13 protein-coding genes and 1 riboswitch are annotated in these 16,479 nt (G+C 63.5%); of the genes, 8 read left to right on the forward strand and 5 right to left on the reverse strand.

All coding sequences use genetic code 11. The features are described 5' to 3' along the window. Positions 1-322 precede the first annotated feature (322 nt). Both ACOZKU_RS15955 and ACOZKU_RS15960 read left to right on the forward strand, forming a co-directional pair. The gene (locus ACOZKU_RS15955) at positions 323-1,696 is read left to right on the forward strand and encodes a class II 3-deoxy-7-phosphoheptulonate synthase (protein WP_314094456.1); all 1,374 of its coding nucleotides are present in this window, start codon (positions 323-325) and stop codon (positions 1,694-1,696) included. Between the two features lie 208 nt (positions 1,697-1,904). Further along, on the forward strand, positions 1,905-2,300 hold the full coding sequence (locus ACOZKU_RS15960; protein ID WP_314094457.1) for a GFA family protein: 396 nt from the start codon (positions 1,905-1,907) through the stop codon (positions 2,298-2,300). A 15-nt stretch (positions 2,301-2,315) separates the two neighbouring features. Here the strand turns inward: ACOZKU_RS15960 and ACOZKU_RS15965 are convergent, their stop codons facing one another. The 4 genes from ACOZKU_RS15965 to ACOZKU_RS15980 form a co-directional block, all read right to left on the reverse strand. After that, entirely contained in the window at positions 2,316-4,040 is a 1,725-nt protein-coding gene (locus ACOZKU_RS15965; protein WP_421579680.1) for a pilus assembly protein TadG-related protein, read from the reverse strand. Next, positions 4,040-4,462, reverse strand: coding sequence for a TadE/TadG family type IV pilus assembly protein (locus tag ACOZKU_RS15970; RefSeq protein WP_421579681.1), 423 nt, complete (start codon positions 4,460-4,462; stop codon positions 4,040-4,042). Before ACOZKU_RS15970 ends, ACOZKU_RS15965 begins: the two co-directional genes overlap by 1 nt. A 143-nt stretch (positions 4,463-4,605) precedes the next feature. Then, positions 4,606-5,136: a DUF1003 domain-containing protein gene (locus tag ACOZKU_RS15975; RefSeq protein ID WP_314094461.1), complete on the reverse strand. Its 531-nt coding sequence runs from the start codon at positions 5,134-5,136 to the stop codon at positions 4,606-4,608. A gap of 56 nt (positions 5,137-5,192) precedes the next feature. Then, complete coding sequence (locus ACOZKU_RS15980; RefSeq protein WP_421579689.1) at positions 5,193-7,091, reverse strand: LTA synthase family protein; 1,899 nt, start codon at positions 7,089-7,091, stop codon at positions 5,193-5,195. Positions 7,092-7,407: 316 nt separating this feature from the next. Here ACOZKU_RS15980 and ACOZKU_RS15985 point away from each other — a divergent pair, with 316 nt between their 5' ends. The 4 genes from ACOZKU_RS15985 to bluB all read left to right on the forward strand — a co-directional run bounded on the left by ACOZKU_RS15985 (position 7,408) and on the right by bluB (position 12,584). Then, positions 7,408-9,087 carry an NAD+ synthase gene (locus ACOZKU_RS15985; protein ID WP_421579682.1) on the forward strand — a complete coding sequence of 560 codons (1,680 nt, stop codon included), beginning with the start codon at positions 7,408-7,410 and terminating at the stop codon, positions 9,085-9,087. Positions 9,088-9,090: 3 nt separating this feature from the next. Next, positions 9,091-9,915 (forward strand): TolB family protein, encoded by an 825-nt coding sequence (locus ACOZKU_RS15990; RefSeq protein WP_421579683.1) that lies wholly within the window; start codon positions 9,091-9,093, stop codon positions 9,913-9,915. 125 nt (positions 9,916-10,040) lie between these two features. Continuing rightward, complete coding sequence (locus ACOZKU_RS15995; protein ID WP_421579684.1) at positions 10,041-11,552, forward strand: diguanylate cyclase domain-containing protein; 1,512 nt, start codon at positions 10,041-10,043, stop codon at positions 11,550-11,552. 77 nt (positions 11,553-11,629) lie between these two features. After that, a riboswitch (cobalamin riboswitch) is annotated at positions 11,630-11,852 on the forward strand. 45 nt (positions 11,853-11,897) lie between these two features. Then, positions 11,898-12,584, forward strand: coding sequence for a 5,6-dimethylbenzimidazole synthase (gene bluB, locus ACOZKU_RS16000; RefSeq protein WP_314094467.1), 687 nt, complete (start codon positions 11,898-11,900; stop codon positions 12,582-12,584). 6 nt (positions 12,585-12,590) lie between these two features. On the opposite strand, the gene ACOZKU_RS16005 is transcribed toward bluB, so the two are convergent. Continuing rightward, on the reverse strand, positions 12,591-13,691 hold the full coding sequence (locus ACOZKU_RS16005) for a DUF2865 domain-containing protein (protein WP_421579685.1): 1,101 nt from the start codon (positions 13,689-13,691) through the stop codon (positions 12,591-12,593). Positions 13,692-13,958: 267 nt separating this feature from the next. On the opposite strand from ACOZKU_RS16005, the gene ACOZKU_RS16010 reads away from it, so the two are divergent. Continuing rightward, on the forward strand, positions 13,959-15,023 hold the full coding sequence (locus ACOZKU_RS16010) for a phytanoyl-CoA dioxygenase family protein (protein WP_421579686.1): 1,065 nt from the start codon (positions 13,959-13,961) through the stop codon (positions 15,021-15,023). A 153-nt stretch (positions 15,024-15,176) separates the two neighbouring features. Next, positions 15,177-16,479: ATP-binding cassette domain-containing protein (locus tag ACOZKU_RS16015; protein ID WP_421579687.1), on the forward strand; the 1,303-nt coding region annotated here is incomplete at its 3' end.

Genomic DNA, 16,479 nt, shown 5'->3' on the forward strand with positions numbered 1-16,479 from the left:
CGCTGGAGCGGGAGGAATGGCGCGGCCTGCAAGGGGTGAACACTCTGTTCAGCCGATGGCTGGGAAACGACAGGCCGCAACCGCGAAAGGCAGGGCAAGAGCCTGTTTCGAGTTGGATATTCGCATTCGGGACGGCTTCGCGTCGCTCCGGGGCCTGATCGTCGGCCTGCGGCCTGTCACAGGAAAACACCGGCGCCGCAATTGGCTCGGCGACCGCTGGAAGTTCGGCTATGCAAGAACCATCTAACGGTTTATAAGCCCGCATCTTCAAAACGGAGGGGCGCCCGCAGGCTTTCGCGAGCGTTCAGGACAGGTGAGTATCATGGCACAGAATTGGACCCCGACCAGCTGGCGGCAGAAGCCCATCCAGCAGGTTCCGGAATATCCGGATCTCGCCGCATTGGCGGCGACTGAAGAGCGCCTCGCGAAGTTTCCGCCGCTCGTCTTCGCCGGTGAGGCTCGTCGCCTCAAGGCGTCGCTCGCCAATGTCGCAGAAGGCAAGGGTTTTCTGCTGCAGGGCGGCGATTGCGCCGAGAGCTTCGCCGAACACGGCGCCGATACGATCCGCGATTTCTTCCGCGCCTTCCTCCAGATGGCCGTGGTCCTGACGTTTGGCGCCCAACAGCCGGTCGTCAAGGTCGGTCGTATTGCCGGCCAGTTCGCCAAGCCGCGCTCCTCGAACATCGAGAAACAGGGTGAGGTGTCGCTGCCGTCCTACCGTGGTGATATCATCAACGGCATCGAGTTCACCGAGGAAGCCCGCATTCCGAACCCGGAACGCCAGATCATGGCCTACCGTCAGTCTGCCGCGACGCTGAACCTGCTTCGCGCCTTCGCGATGGGCGGTTACGCCAATCTCGACAACGTGCACCAGTGGATGCTCGGCTTCGTCAAGGATAGCCCGCAGGCCGAGCGTTACCGCAAGCTCGCCGACCGGATTTCCGAAACGATGGACTTCATGAAGGCGATCGGGATTACGCCGGAAACCAATCCGAACCTGCGTGAGACCGATTTCTTCACAAGCCATGAGGCGCTGCTGCTCGGCTACGAGCAGGCGCTGACCCGCGTCGATTCGACCTCGGGCGACTGGTATGCGACCTCCGGCCACATGATCTGGATCGGCGACCGCACGCGCCAGGCCGACCACGCGCATATCGAATATTGCCGCGGCATCAAGAACCCGCTCGGCCTCAAGTGCGGCCCGTCGCTGACCGGCGACGGCCTGTTGGAGCTGATCGATCTCCTGAACCCCAACAACGAGGCCGGCCGCCTGACGCTGATCTGCCGCTTCGGCCACGACAAGGTCGCCGACAACCTGCCGAAGCTCATCCGCGCCGTCGAGCGCGAGGGCAAGAAGGTCGTCTGGTCCTGCGATCCGATGCATGGCAACACGATCACCCTCAACAACTACAAGACCCGTCCGTTCGAGCGGATCCTGTCGGAAGTCGAAAGCTTCTTCCAGATCCATCGCGCGGAAGGCACGCATCCGGGCGGCATCCATATCGAGATGACCGGCAACGACGTAACGGAATGCACGGGCGGCGCACGCGCGCTGTCGGGCGACGACCTGGCAGACCGCTACCACACCCATTGCGACCCGCGCCTCAATGCCGACCAGGCGCTCGAGCTGGCCTTCCTTCTTGCCGAGCGCATGAAGGGCGGCCGCGACGAAAAGCGGATGGTTGTGAACGGTTGATCCCCATCCGTTCACGCTTCGGTTCCGTAAATTAGCGGCGCTGATGCAAGCATTCAGGAATGTGAATTTGACAGGACCGGGCCAGCTGACAAAGCTGGCCCGGTTTTCGTTTGCTTGCCCGCGTCATGCCGTGCCGCGCGAAAGCCGCCCGGGTGGCGTATCGCCGCCTAGGATCATTGCATTCTGAACGGTTCTCGAAGGGGGAGACATGAGCGAAACGCATTCGGGACATTGCCTTTGCGGCGCGGTGCGGTTTCGCACATCAGGCAGGCTGCGCGACGTTACCGCCTGCCATTGCAGCCAGTGCCGCCGGCAGACGGGGCATTTTTATGCGGCGACCAATGTGCAGGACGACGGGCTGGCGGTGGAGGGCGCCGAGAGCGTCACCTGGTATCGGGCCAGCGAGACGGCAAGCCGCGGCTTCTGCCGCACCTGCGGCTCGGCGCTGTTCTGGAAGGGCGACGGTTCGGATTATACGTCGATCATGGCTGGTGCGTTCGACCAGCCGACGGGGCTCAAGATCGGCGTGCACATCTTCTGCGCCGACAAGGGCGACTACTACGAGATTGCCGACGACGCGCCCCAATACGCTCAGGGCCGATAAGGCGCGCCGCCGTCTTCATTGCACCAGAGCCGGGCGCTGGCAGCGCACGCCGGTGACACGGATATCCGCTTCCCCGACCCGGACGCCGACGACCAGCAGCAGGTTGTAGAGCAGCTCGTCGATCGGCGCCGTCACCGTCGCCAGCGTGGAGGCAAGCGCCGATGTCACCGCTTTCGGCGTGCCAAGCGTAAGGAACAGGATCTGGATGTCGAGATCGAGGTTCTGAAGCAGCGTCGTGACTGTCGAGGTCAGCGTATCGCGCGTCGAGACGGTCTTGACCGTGCGCGCGGCGATTTCCGTCGGCGAGAAGGCGAGGCGGGTGCGGCCGAGATTCTTGGCCTCGACATGGGCGATGGCATCGATGCGCACCAGACCGGAATCAAGGATGCGTGCCTTCTGCACACGCGCCTCGTCGGAGAAATCCGAGAGGACCGAGGGATCGACCTTGCCGAGCGCGATCTCAGCGACACCCGGCACGGCATCGACCGAGACATTGGCATTCTCCACCTTGCCGCCGAGGCAGCGGATATCGGCGAGCCTGGCTTCCGATGCCGCGACCTCGACATAGAGCGGCAGCTTGATGCGCAGGCCGGCGAGTGCCGCAAGGCCGTCGAAGCTGACGTCTACCGCAAGCCGCGTCTGCGCGCTGCGCACGGCGCTGCCGGGTTCTCCCAGACGATGGGCGGGCGTTTCGACCGGCGGCTCGCCGATGGCGAGGCGGACGGTGACGGCGGCAAGGCCGGGCAGCGAGGTGCCGAGATCCAGCGCCACCTGGTTCTTGCCGTTGGCGAGGGCGGCCGCGGCCGAGACCATCTGCAGCGCGTTGACCGCCATCTGCCAATCGCCGCCGGTGGCGACGGCGAGGCCCTTCTTCGGATCGATGTTGAGGATGCGCGACAGCGGCAGCTTGACCTTGCTACTGGCCGTTGCCTGCTCGATTGTTCTGAGCGCTGATTTGGTCGTCGCGGAAAGGCCTTCGACGGCGCGCATGGAGGCGAGAAGCTGCGGCATGGTGATGCCGGCATTCAGCACCTCCTCATAGGTCGCCGCCGTGAGGTTGAGCTGCGTCGCGACGGCCTTGAGGAATGGGTTGACGGCAATGTCGGTATCGACGAGTGCACGGTAGTCCATCACCTTCAGCGAAAGCTTGGTGCCCAGAAGCTGGCCGAGCAGCGCGTTGAGTACGCCGTCATTGAGGCTGGCAAGCCGCGTGCCCACCGAAAAGGCGGCGATCTTGTTGCGGGCGGCCGAACCGACGGCCGAGAGAACCGGCGGCTCGGGCGTGAAGATCGACGCGATGAAAAGATCGGCGGGTCGTGTGAGCGTCACGCGTGCGGCGTCGGCATCGGTGCCGGCCGGCCTGAAACGCGCTTCCGGGGTGATATCGGGATCGGCGTTATAGCGGCCGCGCTCGATCTTCGCCGTGGCGAGCGTCCTCTTGGTGCCGGCCGGCAGGGCGATCGGCTGAATGACGCTGCCGCCGTCCTTGTCGGTGACGGTGACGGGCATGCCGTTTAGAGCGAAATAGCTGGCCGCCGATTTCTCCGCCTCTCCGACATTGGCGGCGGCGGCGATGGCGGCGAGGTCCGCGGAGGCCTGCAACTGGCGCTGCTGCACGGTGAGATAGCCGTAGTCGACACCGAGCGCGATGGAGAAGACCAGCAGCGGCAGGCTGAGGGCGGCGAGCGTGCCGATATTGCCGTAGCGATCGGCTAGCAGGGCGGAGGGGTGCTTGATCATCACATGCCCCCCACGCGCACGGTGGCGTAGCGCTCGATCTTTTCCTGCGGCAGGGCGAAGGTGAGCAGTTTCCAGATCGGCAGGTCGCCGGAATCGTAGGAAATGGTCACCGTGAATTGATCCGGATTGCCGGGATCGTCGGCCACCAGCACATTCATCTTCTGCCGGTTGAGGAAGGCGTAGTTGAAGCGCGAGGCATCAAGGTAGTGATTGACCAGCGTGACCCGCTCGGCCGGGTTGAGGCCAGCGACTGCCGTGCGGGCGGCATCCGCCGCGATCTGCTGCACCGAGTGGGTGACGGAAAGGTAGATGCCGTAGGCAATCAGCGTGAAGAGGATGAGGAAGAACAGCGGTGCGATGATCGCGAATTCCAGGGCTGAGGTGCCGGCGCGATCCTTCGACAGGCGGGACAGAACGTGCATGACATCTCCTCCTTGAGACTGTCTGACGACTTGGCATTCCCGCATCCGGAAGTGGATGCACGCCCATGGTGCAACCGGAATCTTAATTTCTCCTATAGATTGGTGAAATGTATTTTATGCAACCTTAAAGTTGTGGCGGCGCGTCACGGTTTTTCGCGCAGAACCTCGTGCAGCCGAAGCACTTCCATCTTCAGCGCGGCGATCTCGCCGAGGAAATGTGTGTCGATCTTGTGGTGCAGCGCCATCAGCTCGATCTCGGCCTTCAGGTTCACCTCGTAGTCCTTCGAAGCCTCGAAGCGGTCGCGGGCGGCCTGGCGGTTCTGCGACATCATAATGATCGGCGCTTGCAAGGCGGCGAGCATGGAAAGCACGAGATTGAGGAAGATGAACGGGTAGGGGTCGAAGGCATCCTTGCTCAAGAGGATCGTGTTGACGATCGTCCAAACGAGGAGGAAGACGAGGAAGCCGATGATGAAGGCCCAGGAGCCGCCGATGCGGGCGATGCCATCTGCGACGCGCTCGCCGGTTGCCTGCTTCGACTGATAGGCGACATTCCTGTCTTCCGACAGGATGCGGCCCTCACGGGAATGGAGCAGCACCTCGCGTTCTGTCTCGTCGAGTTGGTCGGCGGGCTTGCCGAAGAGGATCTGGGCGGCGTCGTCGAAGGGTTTCATGGCGGGGCTCCGCAAGCGAATCGGAGCCCCAGTCTAGCCGCGTTTCATGGGCAAAATCAGTAGCCTGCGCTCATCAGTTCCGCATGGGAGTTGAAGAAGCGCTCCAGACCGTACTGCTTGCCGAACATGATGTCGTGCTGCAGGAAACGGAAGTCGCGCACCAGCGGGTCGACGGTCTTCTTGCGGGCCCAGTCCGGCGTACCCTGTCCCTTGGCGTCGATCAGCATGTAGCGGTCGATGACACGCAGTTTGTCATGCACCGCACCCAGGAAGCCAGTGTAGTAAGGGTGCTCGAAGCCGGCTTCCTTGAGGATATAGTAGGAGAGGAACGCCGGGCTGATGGTGCCGACATCCTTTTCCGCACCCGTCTTGTTCGACCAGATAACGAGGGGGGTCTCGTGCTCCTTCTTCATCTGCTCGGTCGAGCCCTTGCGCGAGGCGGTGATGCCCTTCATGTAGCCGGAATTCTGGTAGACCGTGTTGAGCGGCGGCAGGTGATCGCCGAAGATGACGATGATCGTCTCGCGGTCGCGCTCCTTGGCCCAATCCATCAGCATCTTCAGGCTCTGGTCGGCTTCCTTCACGCCCTGCGCATAGCTTGCCAGCATGCGGTTGTCGCGGGCGTCGAGCTTACCCTCGGGTGTGATGTCCGTCTTCGTGTAGCGGCCGTCGTCATAGGGACCATGGCCCTGCAGCGTTACGGTGAAGAAGAAGAACGGATCCTCCTGCAGATCGGCCTGGCGGATGATTTCCTTGGTCAGCGCCTCGTCGGAGGTGAAGTTGCCACGCTTGGCGAGTGGCGGCATCTTGTCGACATCCTTGAAGGTCTCGAAGCCGAAGGCCTTGTAGACGCTCGAACGGTTCCAGAACCAGCCGGAGAAGGGATGGATGGCGCGCGCCGTATAGCCTTCCGCCCGGAAGAACGTGGCAAGCGACGGGATCGGTTTGCGGATATACTGCTGGTACGGAATGCTGCCGGTGGGCAGGAAGGCATTGGAGAAGCCCGTCAGCGCCTCGAATTCGATATTGGCAGTCAGGCCTCCGAACTCCGGCGAGAAGACGTTGCCGCCCTCGTTTTCGCGGATGACCGGCATCGGATCCTGCGAGAGCTTGACGCTGTCGATGCGCGTTGGATCCCACAGCGATTCACTCATCACGACGATGACGTCGGGCTTGGAGCGGTGCGTCGTGCCGAAGGGCAGCGGCTTGGAGGGGATCTTGTCGATGGCATCGACCATATAGCCCGAGGGCGCCTGAACATTGGCCATCGGCAGGTTGATGGCGAAGGCCATGACGAAGCCATTATGGCGATAGTTCTCCGCCTGGTCCCACATGATCGGGAACACCTTGAGGCGGTCGCGCACCCAGGAGAATTCGTTGTAGTCCATGATGGAGGCGAAACCGGCGAGCAGCGGCAGCGCGATTGCAAGGCGCGCAAGACGCTCCTTGCGCGTCAGCGGCCGGAACCGGCGCCAGGCGAAGACCCAGAGGCTGACGAGGCCGACGATGGCCACGACGATGGCCACGGCAAGGCCGGCAGCCGTCCAGGGACGGTCCTGCACGAGAACCGGCATGAGTTCCATGATCTGGCGGCCGAACAGCAGGTCCGTCGGGTAGAGCGGGTCAGTCAGGAACACCTGCTTCTGCTGCGAGATGACACCCATCAGCACGACGATCGGGGCGATGAACAATACGCCCTTGTGCTGGCGGCCGATGATCGCATCAAGCGCGAGATAGGTCAGGAAGAAGACGCCCGTCGTGGTCCAGGCGGGCTGTTCGATATTGGTGAAATAGATCCAGGTCTGCTCGAGCGAGCCGCGCGTGATGAGCTCGACGGTGACGACGGTCAGCAGTGCCAGCAGACCGGAAACGGCAAGCGAACGGAGAACGGCAAGCGCCTTTGCATGGCGCGCGAGGAAGCCTGCCTCGACGGCAAGTCCTTCGGTGGCATCCATTGCCACGGTTGCGGGAGTGAACAGGGCCAACGCCGTCTCCAAACTTCATTAAACTTTCGTGTATCTGTCATACGGATGTCATCTTGAACAGGACATGAACGGTTTCTGCAACGTTCTCCGCATGCTTTGGTTCCGCCTGTTGCATCGCCGCAATGGCGGCGGGAACCCGCTGAAAACAGGGGCTTGGCGCCTAAGCGAGCGCAAAATCGTCCGGCCTTTCATTCCCAAAGCGCGCATCATGCTCTAAACAGCTTCTCGACCGTTCGAGAGTGCGGCTGCGCAGGATCGGACACCATGCAAGGACGGGTCTGCAGATATGACTTCCGAGACTGAAAAGGCGACGCTCCGTATCGCGGTTGCGCAATTGAACCCCGTTGTCGGCGACGTCACCGGCAACCTCGCCAAGGCGCGCGCGGCTCGCGAGGATGCGGCACGGCAGGGCGCCGATCTGCTGCTGCTCACGGAACTCTTCATCTCCGGCTATCCGCCTGAGGATCTCGTGCTGAAGCCCGCCTTCCTGAAGGCCTGCCGCCGCGCCGTCGACGAACTCGCCGCCGACACCGCAAATGGCGGCCCTGGCGTCATCATCGGCTTTCCCCGGCAGGACGAAACCGGCCGCTTCAACGCCGTCGCCGTCATCGATGCCGGCAAGGTCATCGCCGTCAGGGACAAGGTGGACCTGCCCAACTACGGCGAATTCGACGAGAAGCGCGTCTTCGACCAGGGCGCCATGCCCGGCCCGGTGAATTTCCGCGGTGTCAGGCTCGGCATTCCGATCTGCGAGGATATCTGGGGCGATCTCGGCGTCTGCGAGACCTTGGCCGAAAGCGGTGCGGAAATCCTGCTCTCGCCGAACGGCTCGCCCTATTATCGCGGCAAGGTCGATATCCGCCATCAGGTCGTGCTGAAGCAGGTCATCGAGACGGGCCTGCCGCTGCTCTATGCCAACCAGCTCGGCGGCCAGGACGAACTGGTCTTCGACGGCGCGAGCTTCGCCTTCAACGCGGACAAGACGCTCGCCTTCCAGATGAGCCAGTTCGAGGAGACCGTCGCGCTCGTCACCTTCAAGAAGGAAGGTGACAGCTGGGTCTGTGACGGCGGGCCGATGTCGCGCATTCCTGAAAAAGAGGAGGCCGATTACCGCGCCTGCCTGCTCGGCTTCCGCGACTACGTCAACAAGAACGGCTTCAAGAATGTCGTTCTCGGCCTCTCCGGCGGCATCGACTCGGCGATCTGCGCCGCGATCGCCGTCGATGCGCTCGGCGAGGAGCGGGTGCGCTGCATCATGCTGCCCTATCGCTATACTTCGCAGGATTCGCTGAAGGACGCCGCCGATTGCGCCAAGATGCTGGGCTGCCGCTACGATATCGTGCCGATCGAGGCGCCGGTGACCGGCTTCCTCTCGGCCCTGTCGGAGACCTTCGAGGGCACCGAAGAAGGCATCACCGAGGAAAACCTGCAGAGCCGCACACGCGGCACGATCCTGATGGCGATCTCCAACAAGTTCGGCTCGATGGTCGTGACGACCGGCAACAAGTCCGAGATGTCGGTGGGCTACGCCACGCTCTACGGCGACATGAACGGCGGCTTCAACCCGATCAAGGACCTTTACAAGATGCAGGTCTATGCGATCTCCAGCTGGCGCAACGCCCATCTGCCGCCCGGCGCGCTCGGTCCAACGGGTGAAGTCATTCCGAAGAACATCATCGATAAGGCGCCGTCTGCCGAGCTGCGCCCGAACCAGACCGACCAGGATTCGCTGCCGCCCTATCCGGTGCTCGACGACATCCTCGAATGCCTCGTCGAGATGGAGATGAGCACCGAGGACATCGTCGCCCGCGGCCATGACGCCAAGACCGTGCACCGCATCGAACACCTGCTCTACATCGCCGAATACAAGCGCCGCCAGTCGGCGCCGGGCGTGAAGATCACCAAGAAGAATTTCGGCCGCGACCGCCGCTACCCGATCACGAACCGGTATCGCGACCGGGGGTAGGCCATGCGCAGCTCGGTCGAAATCCACAACATCGTCACCGGCGAAACACGCGTCATCTGGCAGAGCGAACAGCTGGTCGAGGCGCCGAATTTTTCGCGGGACGGGCGGTTTCTCGTCATCAATGGCGATGGGCTGCTCTACCGGCTGGCGCTCGATGGTACCGCGCCGGAAACGATCGACACCGGCTTTGCCACCAGCTGCAACAACGACCACGGGCTTTCGCCGGACGGGCGTCTGCTTGTGATCAGCGACAAGGTGGAGTTCGGCAAATCGGCGATCTATGTGCTGCCGGTCGAGGGGGGCGTTCCCACGCTGGTGACGCCGAACCTGCCGTCCTATTGGCATGGCTGGTCACCGGACGGAGAGACATTGGCCTATTGCGGCATCCGCGACGATGTCTTCGATATCTACACCATTTCTGTCTCCGGCGGTGAGGAGAAGCGTCTGACCTTTGGCGAAGGGCGCAACGATGGGCCGGATTATTCGGCCGACGGGGAGTGGATCTATTTCAACTCCAGCCGTACCGGCCGTATGCAGATCTGGCGGGTCCGCCCGGATGGTTCGCAGCCGACGCGCATCACCGACAGTCCCTATGGCGACTGGTTCCCGCATCCGTCGCCCGATGGGAAACACCTGCTCGTGCTCTCCTATGACGGCGATGTCTTCGATCATCCGCGCGATCTCGGCGTGCGGCTTCGCCTCATGGACATGGACGGCGGCAACGCGCGGATTCTGTTCGATCTTTTCGGCGGACAGGGCACGATGAACGTGCCGAACTGGTCGCCCGACGGCAGTGAATTCGCCTTCGTGCGCTACGCTCCGACCTGATTGACAACTTCCAGTGCGCGTAAGTTAAGCTTTCGCTCACCAGCCTGTTTAAGCGAATTTTGCGGTCTGCCAGTTAGCCTCTGCTCAACAATGCCCGCAACCGGGTGGGGCAGGCAGGGGTGACGATGACGGGCAGGACGGAAGAGCGGCGGCAGGGAAAGCGGCGCGAGGTGGGTTTTGCGATCCGTGCCGCGGCTCTGATGATCGTCGGGCTTTTTGGCGCGGCAAACTTCTTCGTCCTCGACTATGCCATCGAACGCGCCGACAGTTTTGTCGCCGAGACCGAACGCACGCTGGTGCGCAATGAATTCAGCCACCAGATCGACCAGGTGGTGCAATACCAGAGCCAGCTGTCCTTCTGGGACAAGAGTTTCAACGCGCTTGCCCACGGCATGCCGGACGACGATTTCGTGCGCGACCAGATGCGCGACTGGATGTGGTCCGATTTCGGTTTCTCCTGGATGATCCTGACCTCGCCTGACGGCGAAAAAATCCTCGGCGTGCATCGCGGCGACAAGGTTTCAGACCGCAAGGCGCGCGAAAAGCTGCAATGGGTGAGCGATCTTACCCGCCGCGCCGAGCGCGCCTATCGCGAGGCGCTATCGCCCGACCGGGGCGGCTGGCAGGTGGCGCGCGCCCAGGAGGATCGGGATCTCCTGACCCCGGCCTTGCCGCAAATTCACGTTTCGGGCATGCGCCTCATCGACCGTGTCATGAGCATCGTCGTCGTGCAGGCGGTCGTTCCGAAATCGCTCTATATACCCGCAAGCCGGCTGGAGCCGACGCTGCTCATCACCGTCAAGCCGGTGTCGCAAAAGATGCTGTCCAATGCCGAGCGGCGGCTTGGCGTGCACGATCTCGGTTTCACGCCGATCGTCACCGAAGAACCGGGCCTCGTGATGACGCCCGTCGGTGGCGACGCCTACAATCCGATGGTCGCCTCCTGGCGCCCCAATATGCCGGGCTCCTTTGTCTGGCGCTCGGCGCTGCCGCAGATCGCCATTTTCGTGCTGGTCTTCGCCTCCGTCATGCTGTTCGTGACCCTGCGCTTTTCCGCCCTGGTCAAGGCGCTCCAGCGCAGCGAGGAGAAAAATGCTTTCCTTGCCCGGCACGATCCGCTCACGGGGCTGAAGAACCGCAGCGGCTTCGACGAGGAGGTCCGCCGCACCATCGCCAAAGGCAACGGCAAGCCCTTTGCGATCCTTGCGCTCGACCTCGACAAGTTCAAGGCGGTCAACGACCGTCATGGCCATGCGGCCGGCGATGTCGTGTTGCAGGCGGTCGCCCGGCGTTTTTCCGAGCGCGTCGGCACGCAGGGCTCGGTGGCGCGCCTCGGCGGCGACGAATTCTCCATTCTTCTGAACGGCGATTTTTCCCGGGAAGCCCTCGTGCAACTCGCCGAAGCCCTGGTGCTCGATGCGCAGTTGCCGATCGCCTACGACGGCCAGCTTCTGCTGATCGGCGGCAGCGCGGGCATCGCGCAGTTCCCCGATCATGGCGGCAGCCTGCACGACGTCATGGTTATGGCCGACGCCGCGCTTTATGCGGCCAAACATGCCGGCCGCAACCGCGCCGTTCATGCCGGCGATATCGACGCCAACACGGTGGCCGAAGCCGGTGCGGCACGCGCTGCTTAGCGCCAATCTCTATGCCTTCAAGGCGTTTTGAGACAGGCATGCGGCGCCGGCAGGCTTGATCGCACCGCAAAGCCATGCGCATATCATCCTCGTCAGGTGCCCGCGTCATGCGGGAGAATCGGGAATCCGGTGCGGGCGCGAATGCTCAGGTCCGGAACGTGCCCAACGCTGTGACGGGGATGGCTTTCGCCGTAAAAGCTTGAATCGATTCAGGCTTTTGCCACTGGTTCTTGAACCGGGAAGGCAGGTGCGGGCCGCGGGAACCGAAGTCAGAAGACCGGCCTGGCGAGATAGACCGAACCGCGCGGACGGCGGCAGGTTGGACGCATTGTTGGGGAGAAAACGATGCGAACAGAACTCTCGGACGCGCTCGTCCGGGCGGGCGCTTTTCCCTTTGAGGAGAGGCAGGCCGTCTACCGCGCCATCGAAACCCGCCGCGACGTGCGCGACCAGTTTTTGCCCGATGCCTTGCCCGACGATCTCGTCGGCCGCCTGCTGCATGCCGCACACAGCGCGCCGTCGGTCGGCTTCATGCAGCCATGGAATTTCCTGCTGGTGCGCAGCGAGGAAACGCGCCGCGCGGTGCATGGCGCCTTCCTCAAGGCCAATGCCGAGGCGGCCGACATGTTTTCCGGCGAGCGGCAGGCGCAGTACCGCGCCCTGAAGCTCGAGGGCATCCTGAAGGCGCCGCTGTCGATCTGCGTGACATGCGACCCGACGCGCGGCGGCACGGTGGTGCTCGGCCGCACGCACAATCCGCGCATGGATGTCTATTCCACGGTCTGCGCCGTACAGAACCTGTGGCTCGCGGCGCGGGCGGAAGGGGTGGGAGTCGGCTGGGTCAGCATCTTCCACGACAGCGATATTCGCGAAATCCTCGGCATTCCCGCGCATGTCGAAATCGTTGCCTGGCTCTGCGTCGGCTTCGTCGATCAGCTCTATGCCGAACCGGAACTGGCGGTGAAGGGATGGCGGCAGCGCCTACCGCTGGAAGAGCTGGTCTTCAAGGAGCGCTGGCCGGCGGCCGGATAAAGCCGTTTAGTTGACGCCGGCATCGGCCGGGCGGCCGAGATCGATGGCGGACTCGTTTTCCGGCAGGAAGGCGGGGCCGACCGTGCGCACCTTGTGGCGCGCGGGATCGTAGACGCGATCCTCGATCTTGGAAGGGGTCTTTGCGGTCTCCTGCTTGATCTGCCGGGTGGTGATCGTCGTGATGGAGCCGGTTTCCGGCAGGGTTTCCTCCGTCGTGGCTGCAGTCTCACCCTTCATCGCCTTCTGGCGCTTGATCATTTCCTGATAATAGGCGGAGAGATTGCAGCCGCAGGTGCCGGCCTTCGAGAGATCGCGCGTGCGGTAGCTGAAGGCGTGTTCGAGATCGCGATAGGGTCGGCCGGTGACGGTCGACGTCATCTGCTCGGTTTCCTGCCCTGGCGTCATCGATTGATAGAAAAGCTGCGTCTCCGTCTCCGGGCACATCATCGCGCAGACCTTCTGGTCGCGGCGGAAATCGAGCGGCGTGGCGCCCGACGAGATCGGGAAGAAACCGCCGTCGCAGGTGCGCACGCAGACGGTGCGCAGATTGCCGTGGCCGGCGCTGCCGCCCAGCGAGCGCAGCTGCAGCCGTCCGCTGTCTTCGGGCATCGTGCCGAGCGGCAGGGTGCGTGTGTCGTCCTGCAGGGTGCGCAGGGTCTCGGTCGCGGCGATCGGCATCACCTTGGCGTCGTCATTGCAGCCGTTCGTTTCCAGCGCGGCGAGCAGGCGATTGCGCGCCCCTTGCGAGGATGTGCCGCCGGCAAATTCGCGGCGCTTGCGGTCGAGGATATAGAGATTGCGCTCCATCTTGCCGATCACCGTTTCCAGCGTATCGCAGGCCGCTTCGTTCTCGCCGCCGAAGACGGTGATGCTGCCGGACGAGCATCCGAGACGACGCTGGTCGCTCCTGGCCTTGCGCAGCTGGATGTTCTGGCGGGCAATGGCGCCGGCATATTTGCGTGCGCTTGTGTTGTCGACCACGACCTGAGGGAGGTTTGCCAGTTCCGCCTGGATGCGTTCGCATACGTCGGACGCCGACGCGACGCCCGAGACGAGCAGCGGCAGGCCGGTTGCGATCGCAAACAAAAGGCGGAGGCGTCCTTTCACGTCCTGATATCCTGCAAGAGAGACTGGAAGGCGGCCTGGAGCCCGCCTTGATCGTGCTCCTATCATAAGCCTCTGCGCGCGCCGTGCAACGCGCTCCCGGATTTGTGATTAACGGCCGGAGTGATAATATGAAGAACACAGTCATCTTTGCGCGAACGGCGCAATTGATCTCGCGGGGGGCTTGGTGTAGCACTCTCGGCACATACAACAGCCGGTTACGGCACGGCCGCTCGACCGGCGGCACATTCATCCCGCAGGCAGGTGACTATGAAGATATCGTCAGTCTTGTTGAGCCCGATCTACGCGCTCGCGCTCGCATCGGGCGCGAAATCCTTTGCCGATAACCCCATCATCGGCAGCAAGTGGCTCAACAAGAAGGGTCTGCATGAAAAGCGCGTTTCGCTGGCCATGCGCATGGCCGCCTGGCGCCGCAGAAAGCTGGAAAACCTCGTCGCGCCGGATCACCGCCGGCAATATGCCGAGACCGGCTTCGTGAAGATCGAGAATTTCTTGTCGCCGGAGGTTTTCGCCGCCGTCACGCGCGAACTGGCCGAGCGGGATTTCGAGCGTTACGACATGAAGCAGGGCGACACCGTCACGCGCCGCGCGATCATCGACGACAGCGATCTCGAAACCCTGCCGGGCTTCAAGGCTGCGCGCAACGATCCGCGCCTGACCAACCTGCTGCGCTACGTTTCGTCCCATGACGGCCAGCCGCTGCTGGTGGTGCAGATCGTCATGGCCCTGCCGTCTGTCGTCACCGCCGGCTCGACAGACCCGCAGACGGCGCTGCACAGCGATACGTTCCAGCCGACGGCGAAGGCATGGCTGTTCCTGCGCGATGTCGGCGAAGAGGATGGCCCGTTCGCCTATGTGCCGGGTTCGCATGAAATGACGCCGCAGCGCCTTGCCTGGGAGCGCGGCATCAGCGAAAACGCCGATGCGATCGAGAACGTCTATTCCGCTCGCGGCTCGCTGCGCATCATGCCGGACGCGCTTGGTGCGCTCGGTTACGGCCAGCCGGTAAAAATGACCGTGAAGGCGAACACGCTCATTGTCGCCGATACGCACGGCTTCCATGCCCGCAGCCCGAGCTACAAGACGACGACGCGCATCGAAATCTACGGCTCGCTGCGCCGCAATCCGTTCCTGCCGTTCACCGGCCTGCACATCGCCTCGCTGCCGTTCATCGCCTCGGGCATGAACCGCTGGATCATCTCGGGCATGCGCCTGCGCAGCAGGCTCGGCATCAAGGGCTCGCCCTGGCGCGATGCCGGCCTCGGCAGGGCCGATGAATGGTCCAAGCGTCTCGACAAGCCGCCCGCGGCCTGAGGTCTTCGAATATTCCGATCGGCGGCTTGCTCTTGCAAGGCCGCCGATCGGGCTCTACATAGGTCCCGTCGTCAACACCGACCGGATGGTGCAGCATGGATTTCAACCCGACCACAAATCGACTTCGTTTTGTCCTCGGGGAAATTCGTATCCATGCCTTCCATTACCCTCTCAAAAATTTCGTGGTCCACGCCTGACGGCCACGCGCTTCTCTCCAATCTCGATCTGAGCTTCGGCCGCGAACGCGCCGGCCTTGTCGGGCGCAACGGCGTCGGCAAGACGACGCTGCTCAAGCTGATCACCGGCGATCTGCAACCGCTTTCCGGCATCCTGTCCGTCGATGGCTCGATCGGCATGCTGCGCCAGAGCGTGCAGGTCGGGGCGGAGGAGACGATCGCCAGCCTGTTCGGCATCGAAGGCGCGCTCGGCCTTCTTCGCCGGGCCGAATGCGGCCAAGCGGAAGCCGATGCCTTGGCGGACGCGGACTGGACACTGGAAACGCGACTTGCCGCCGCCCTTGCCGGCGTCGGGCTGGATGCCGTGGCAGAGACCCGCCTTGCGGCGCTCTCTGGCGGCCAGCGCACACGTGCGGCGCTTGCGGCTCTTCTCTTCCACGCGCCGGATTTCCTGCTGCTGGACGAGCCGACCAACAATCTCGACCGGGACGGCCGGCAGGCCGTGATCGATATGCTTGCCGGGTGGCGGGCCGGTGCCGTGGTCGTCAGCCATGACCGCGAGCTGCTGGAAACGATGGATGCCATCGTCGAGCTCACCTCGCTCGGTGCCACGCGTTATGGCGGCAACTGGAGTGCCTATCGCGAGCGCAAGGCGATGGAACTGGCCGCGGCGCAGCGGGAACTGTCCGATGCGGAGCGGCATGCGGCCGACCTCGCACGCTCGGCGCAGGCCGTAGCCGAGCGCAAAGCGCGCAAGGATGGCACCGGCAAGCGCAAGAAGGCGAAGGGCGACATTCCGCGCATCGTGCTCGGTGCCATGAAGGAGCGCAGCGAGGTGACCGGCGGCGTGCAGGCGCGCCTTGCCGAAAGCCGGCAGGCACAGGCGGCTGAAGCCATCGCGACGGCGCGGGGACGCATCGAGGTTCTGCAACCGCTCACCGTTTCCGTGCCGCCGACCCATCTCGCCGCCGGCAAGACGGTGCTGAAGCTCGACGGCGTGACGGCCGGGTACCGCGCGGAATGCCCGGTCCTTCGGGGATTTTCTCTCACGGTCACCGGACCGGAACGCATCGCGGTGACCGGGCCGAACGGCTCCGGCAAGACGACGCTGCTCAACCTCGTGGCAGGACAATTGCAACCCTTCGAGGGGCGGGCACAGGTCTTCACCGATTTCGCCATGCTCGACCAGCGCGTCAGCCTGCTCGATGCCAGCCTCACCATCCGCGACAATTTCCGCAGGCTCAATCCCGAAGCCAGCGAGAATGCCTGCCGGGCGGCGC

Origin of the sequence: Shinella sp. M31 (assembly GCF_049199205.1) — a bacterium.
Lineage (GTDB): Bacteria > Pseudomonadota > Alphaproteobacteria > Rhizobiales > Rhizobiaceae > Shinella.

Bases quoted from the DNA above. Each gene is read 5' to 3' on its own strand.
- ACOZKU_RS15955 (WP_314094456.1), top strand. From the start codon at position 323: ATGGCACAGAATTGGACCCCGACCAGCTGGCGGCAGAAGCCCATCCAG.
- ACOZKU_RS15960 (WP_314094457.1), top strand. From the start codon at position 1,905: ATGAGCGAAACGCATTCGGGACATTGCCTTTGCGGCGCGGTGCGGTTT.
- ACOZKU_RS15965 (WP_421579680.1), bottom strand. From the start codon at position 4,040: ATGATCAAGCACCCCTCCGCCCTGCTAGCCGATCGCTACGGCAATATC.
- ACOZKU_RS15970 (WP_421579681.1), bottom strand. From the start codon at position 4,462: ATGCACGTTCTGTCCCGCCTGTCGAAGGATCGCGCCGGCACCTCAGCC.
- ACOZKU_RS15975 (WP_314094461.1), bottom strand. From the start codon at position 5,136: ATGAAACCCTTCGACGACGCCGCCCAGATCCTCTTCGGCAAGCCCGCC.
- ACOZKU_RS15980 (WP_421579689.1), bottom strand. From the start codon at position 7,091: ATGGATGCCACCGAAGGACTTGCCGTCGAGGCAGGCTTCCTCGCGCGC.
- ACOZKU_RS15985 (WP_421579682.1), top strand. From the start codon at position 7,408: ATGACTTCCGAGACTGAAAAGGCGACGCTCCGTATCGCGGTTGCGCAA.
- ACOZKU_RS15990 (WP_421579683.1), top strand. From the start codon at position 9,091: ATGCGCAGCTCGGTCGAAATCCACAACATCGTCACCGGCGAAACACGC.
- ACOZKU_RS15995 (WP_421579684.1), top strand. From the start codon at position 10,041: ATGACGGGCAGGACGGAAGAGCGGCGGCAGGGAAAGCGGCGCGAGGTG.
- bluB (WP_314094467.1), top strand. From the start codon at position 11,898: ATGCGAACAGAACTCTCGGACGCGCTCGTCCGGGCGGGCGCTTTTCCC.
- ACOZKU_RS16010 (WP_421579686.1), top strand. From the start codon at position 13,959: ATGAAGATATCGTCAGTCTTGTTGAGCCCGATCTACGCGCTCGCGCTC.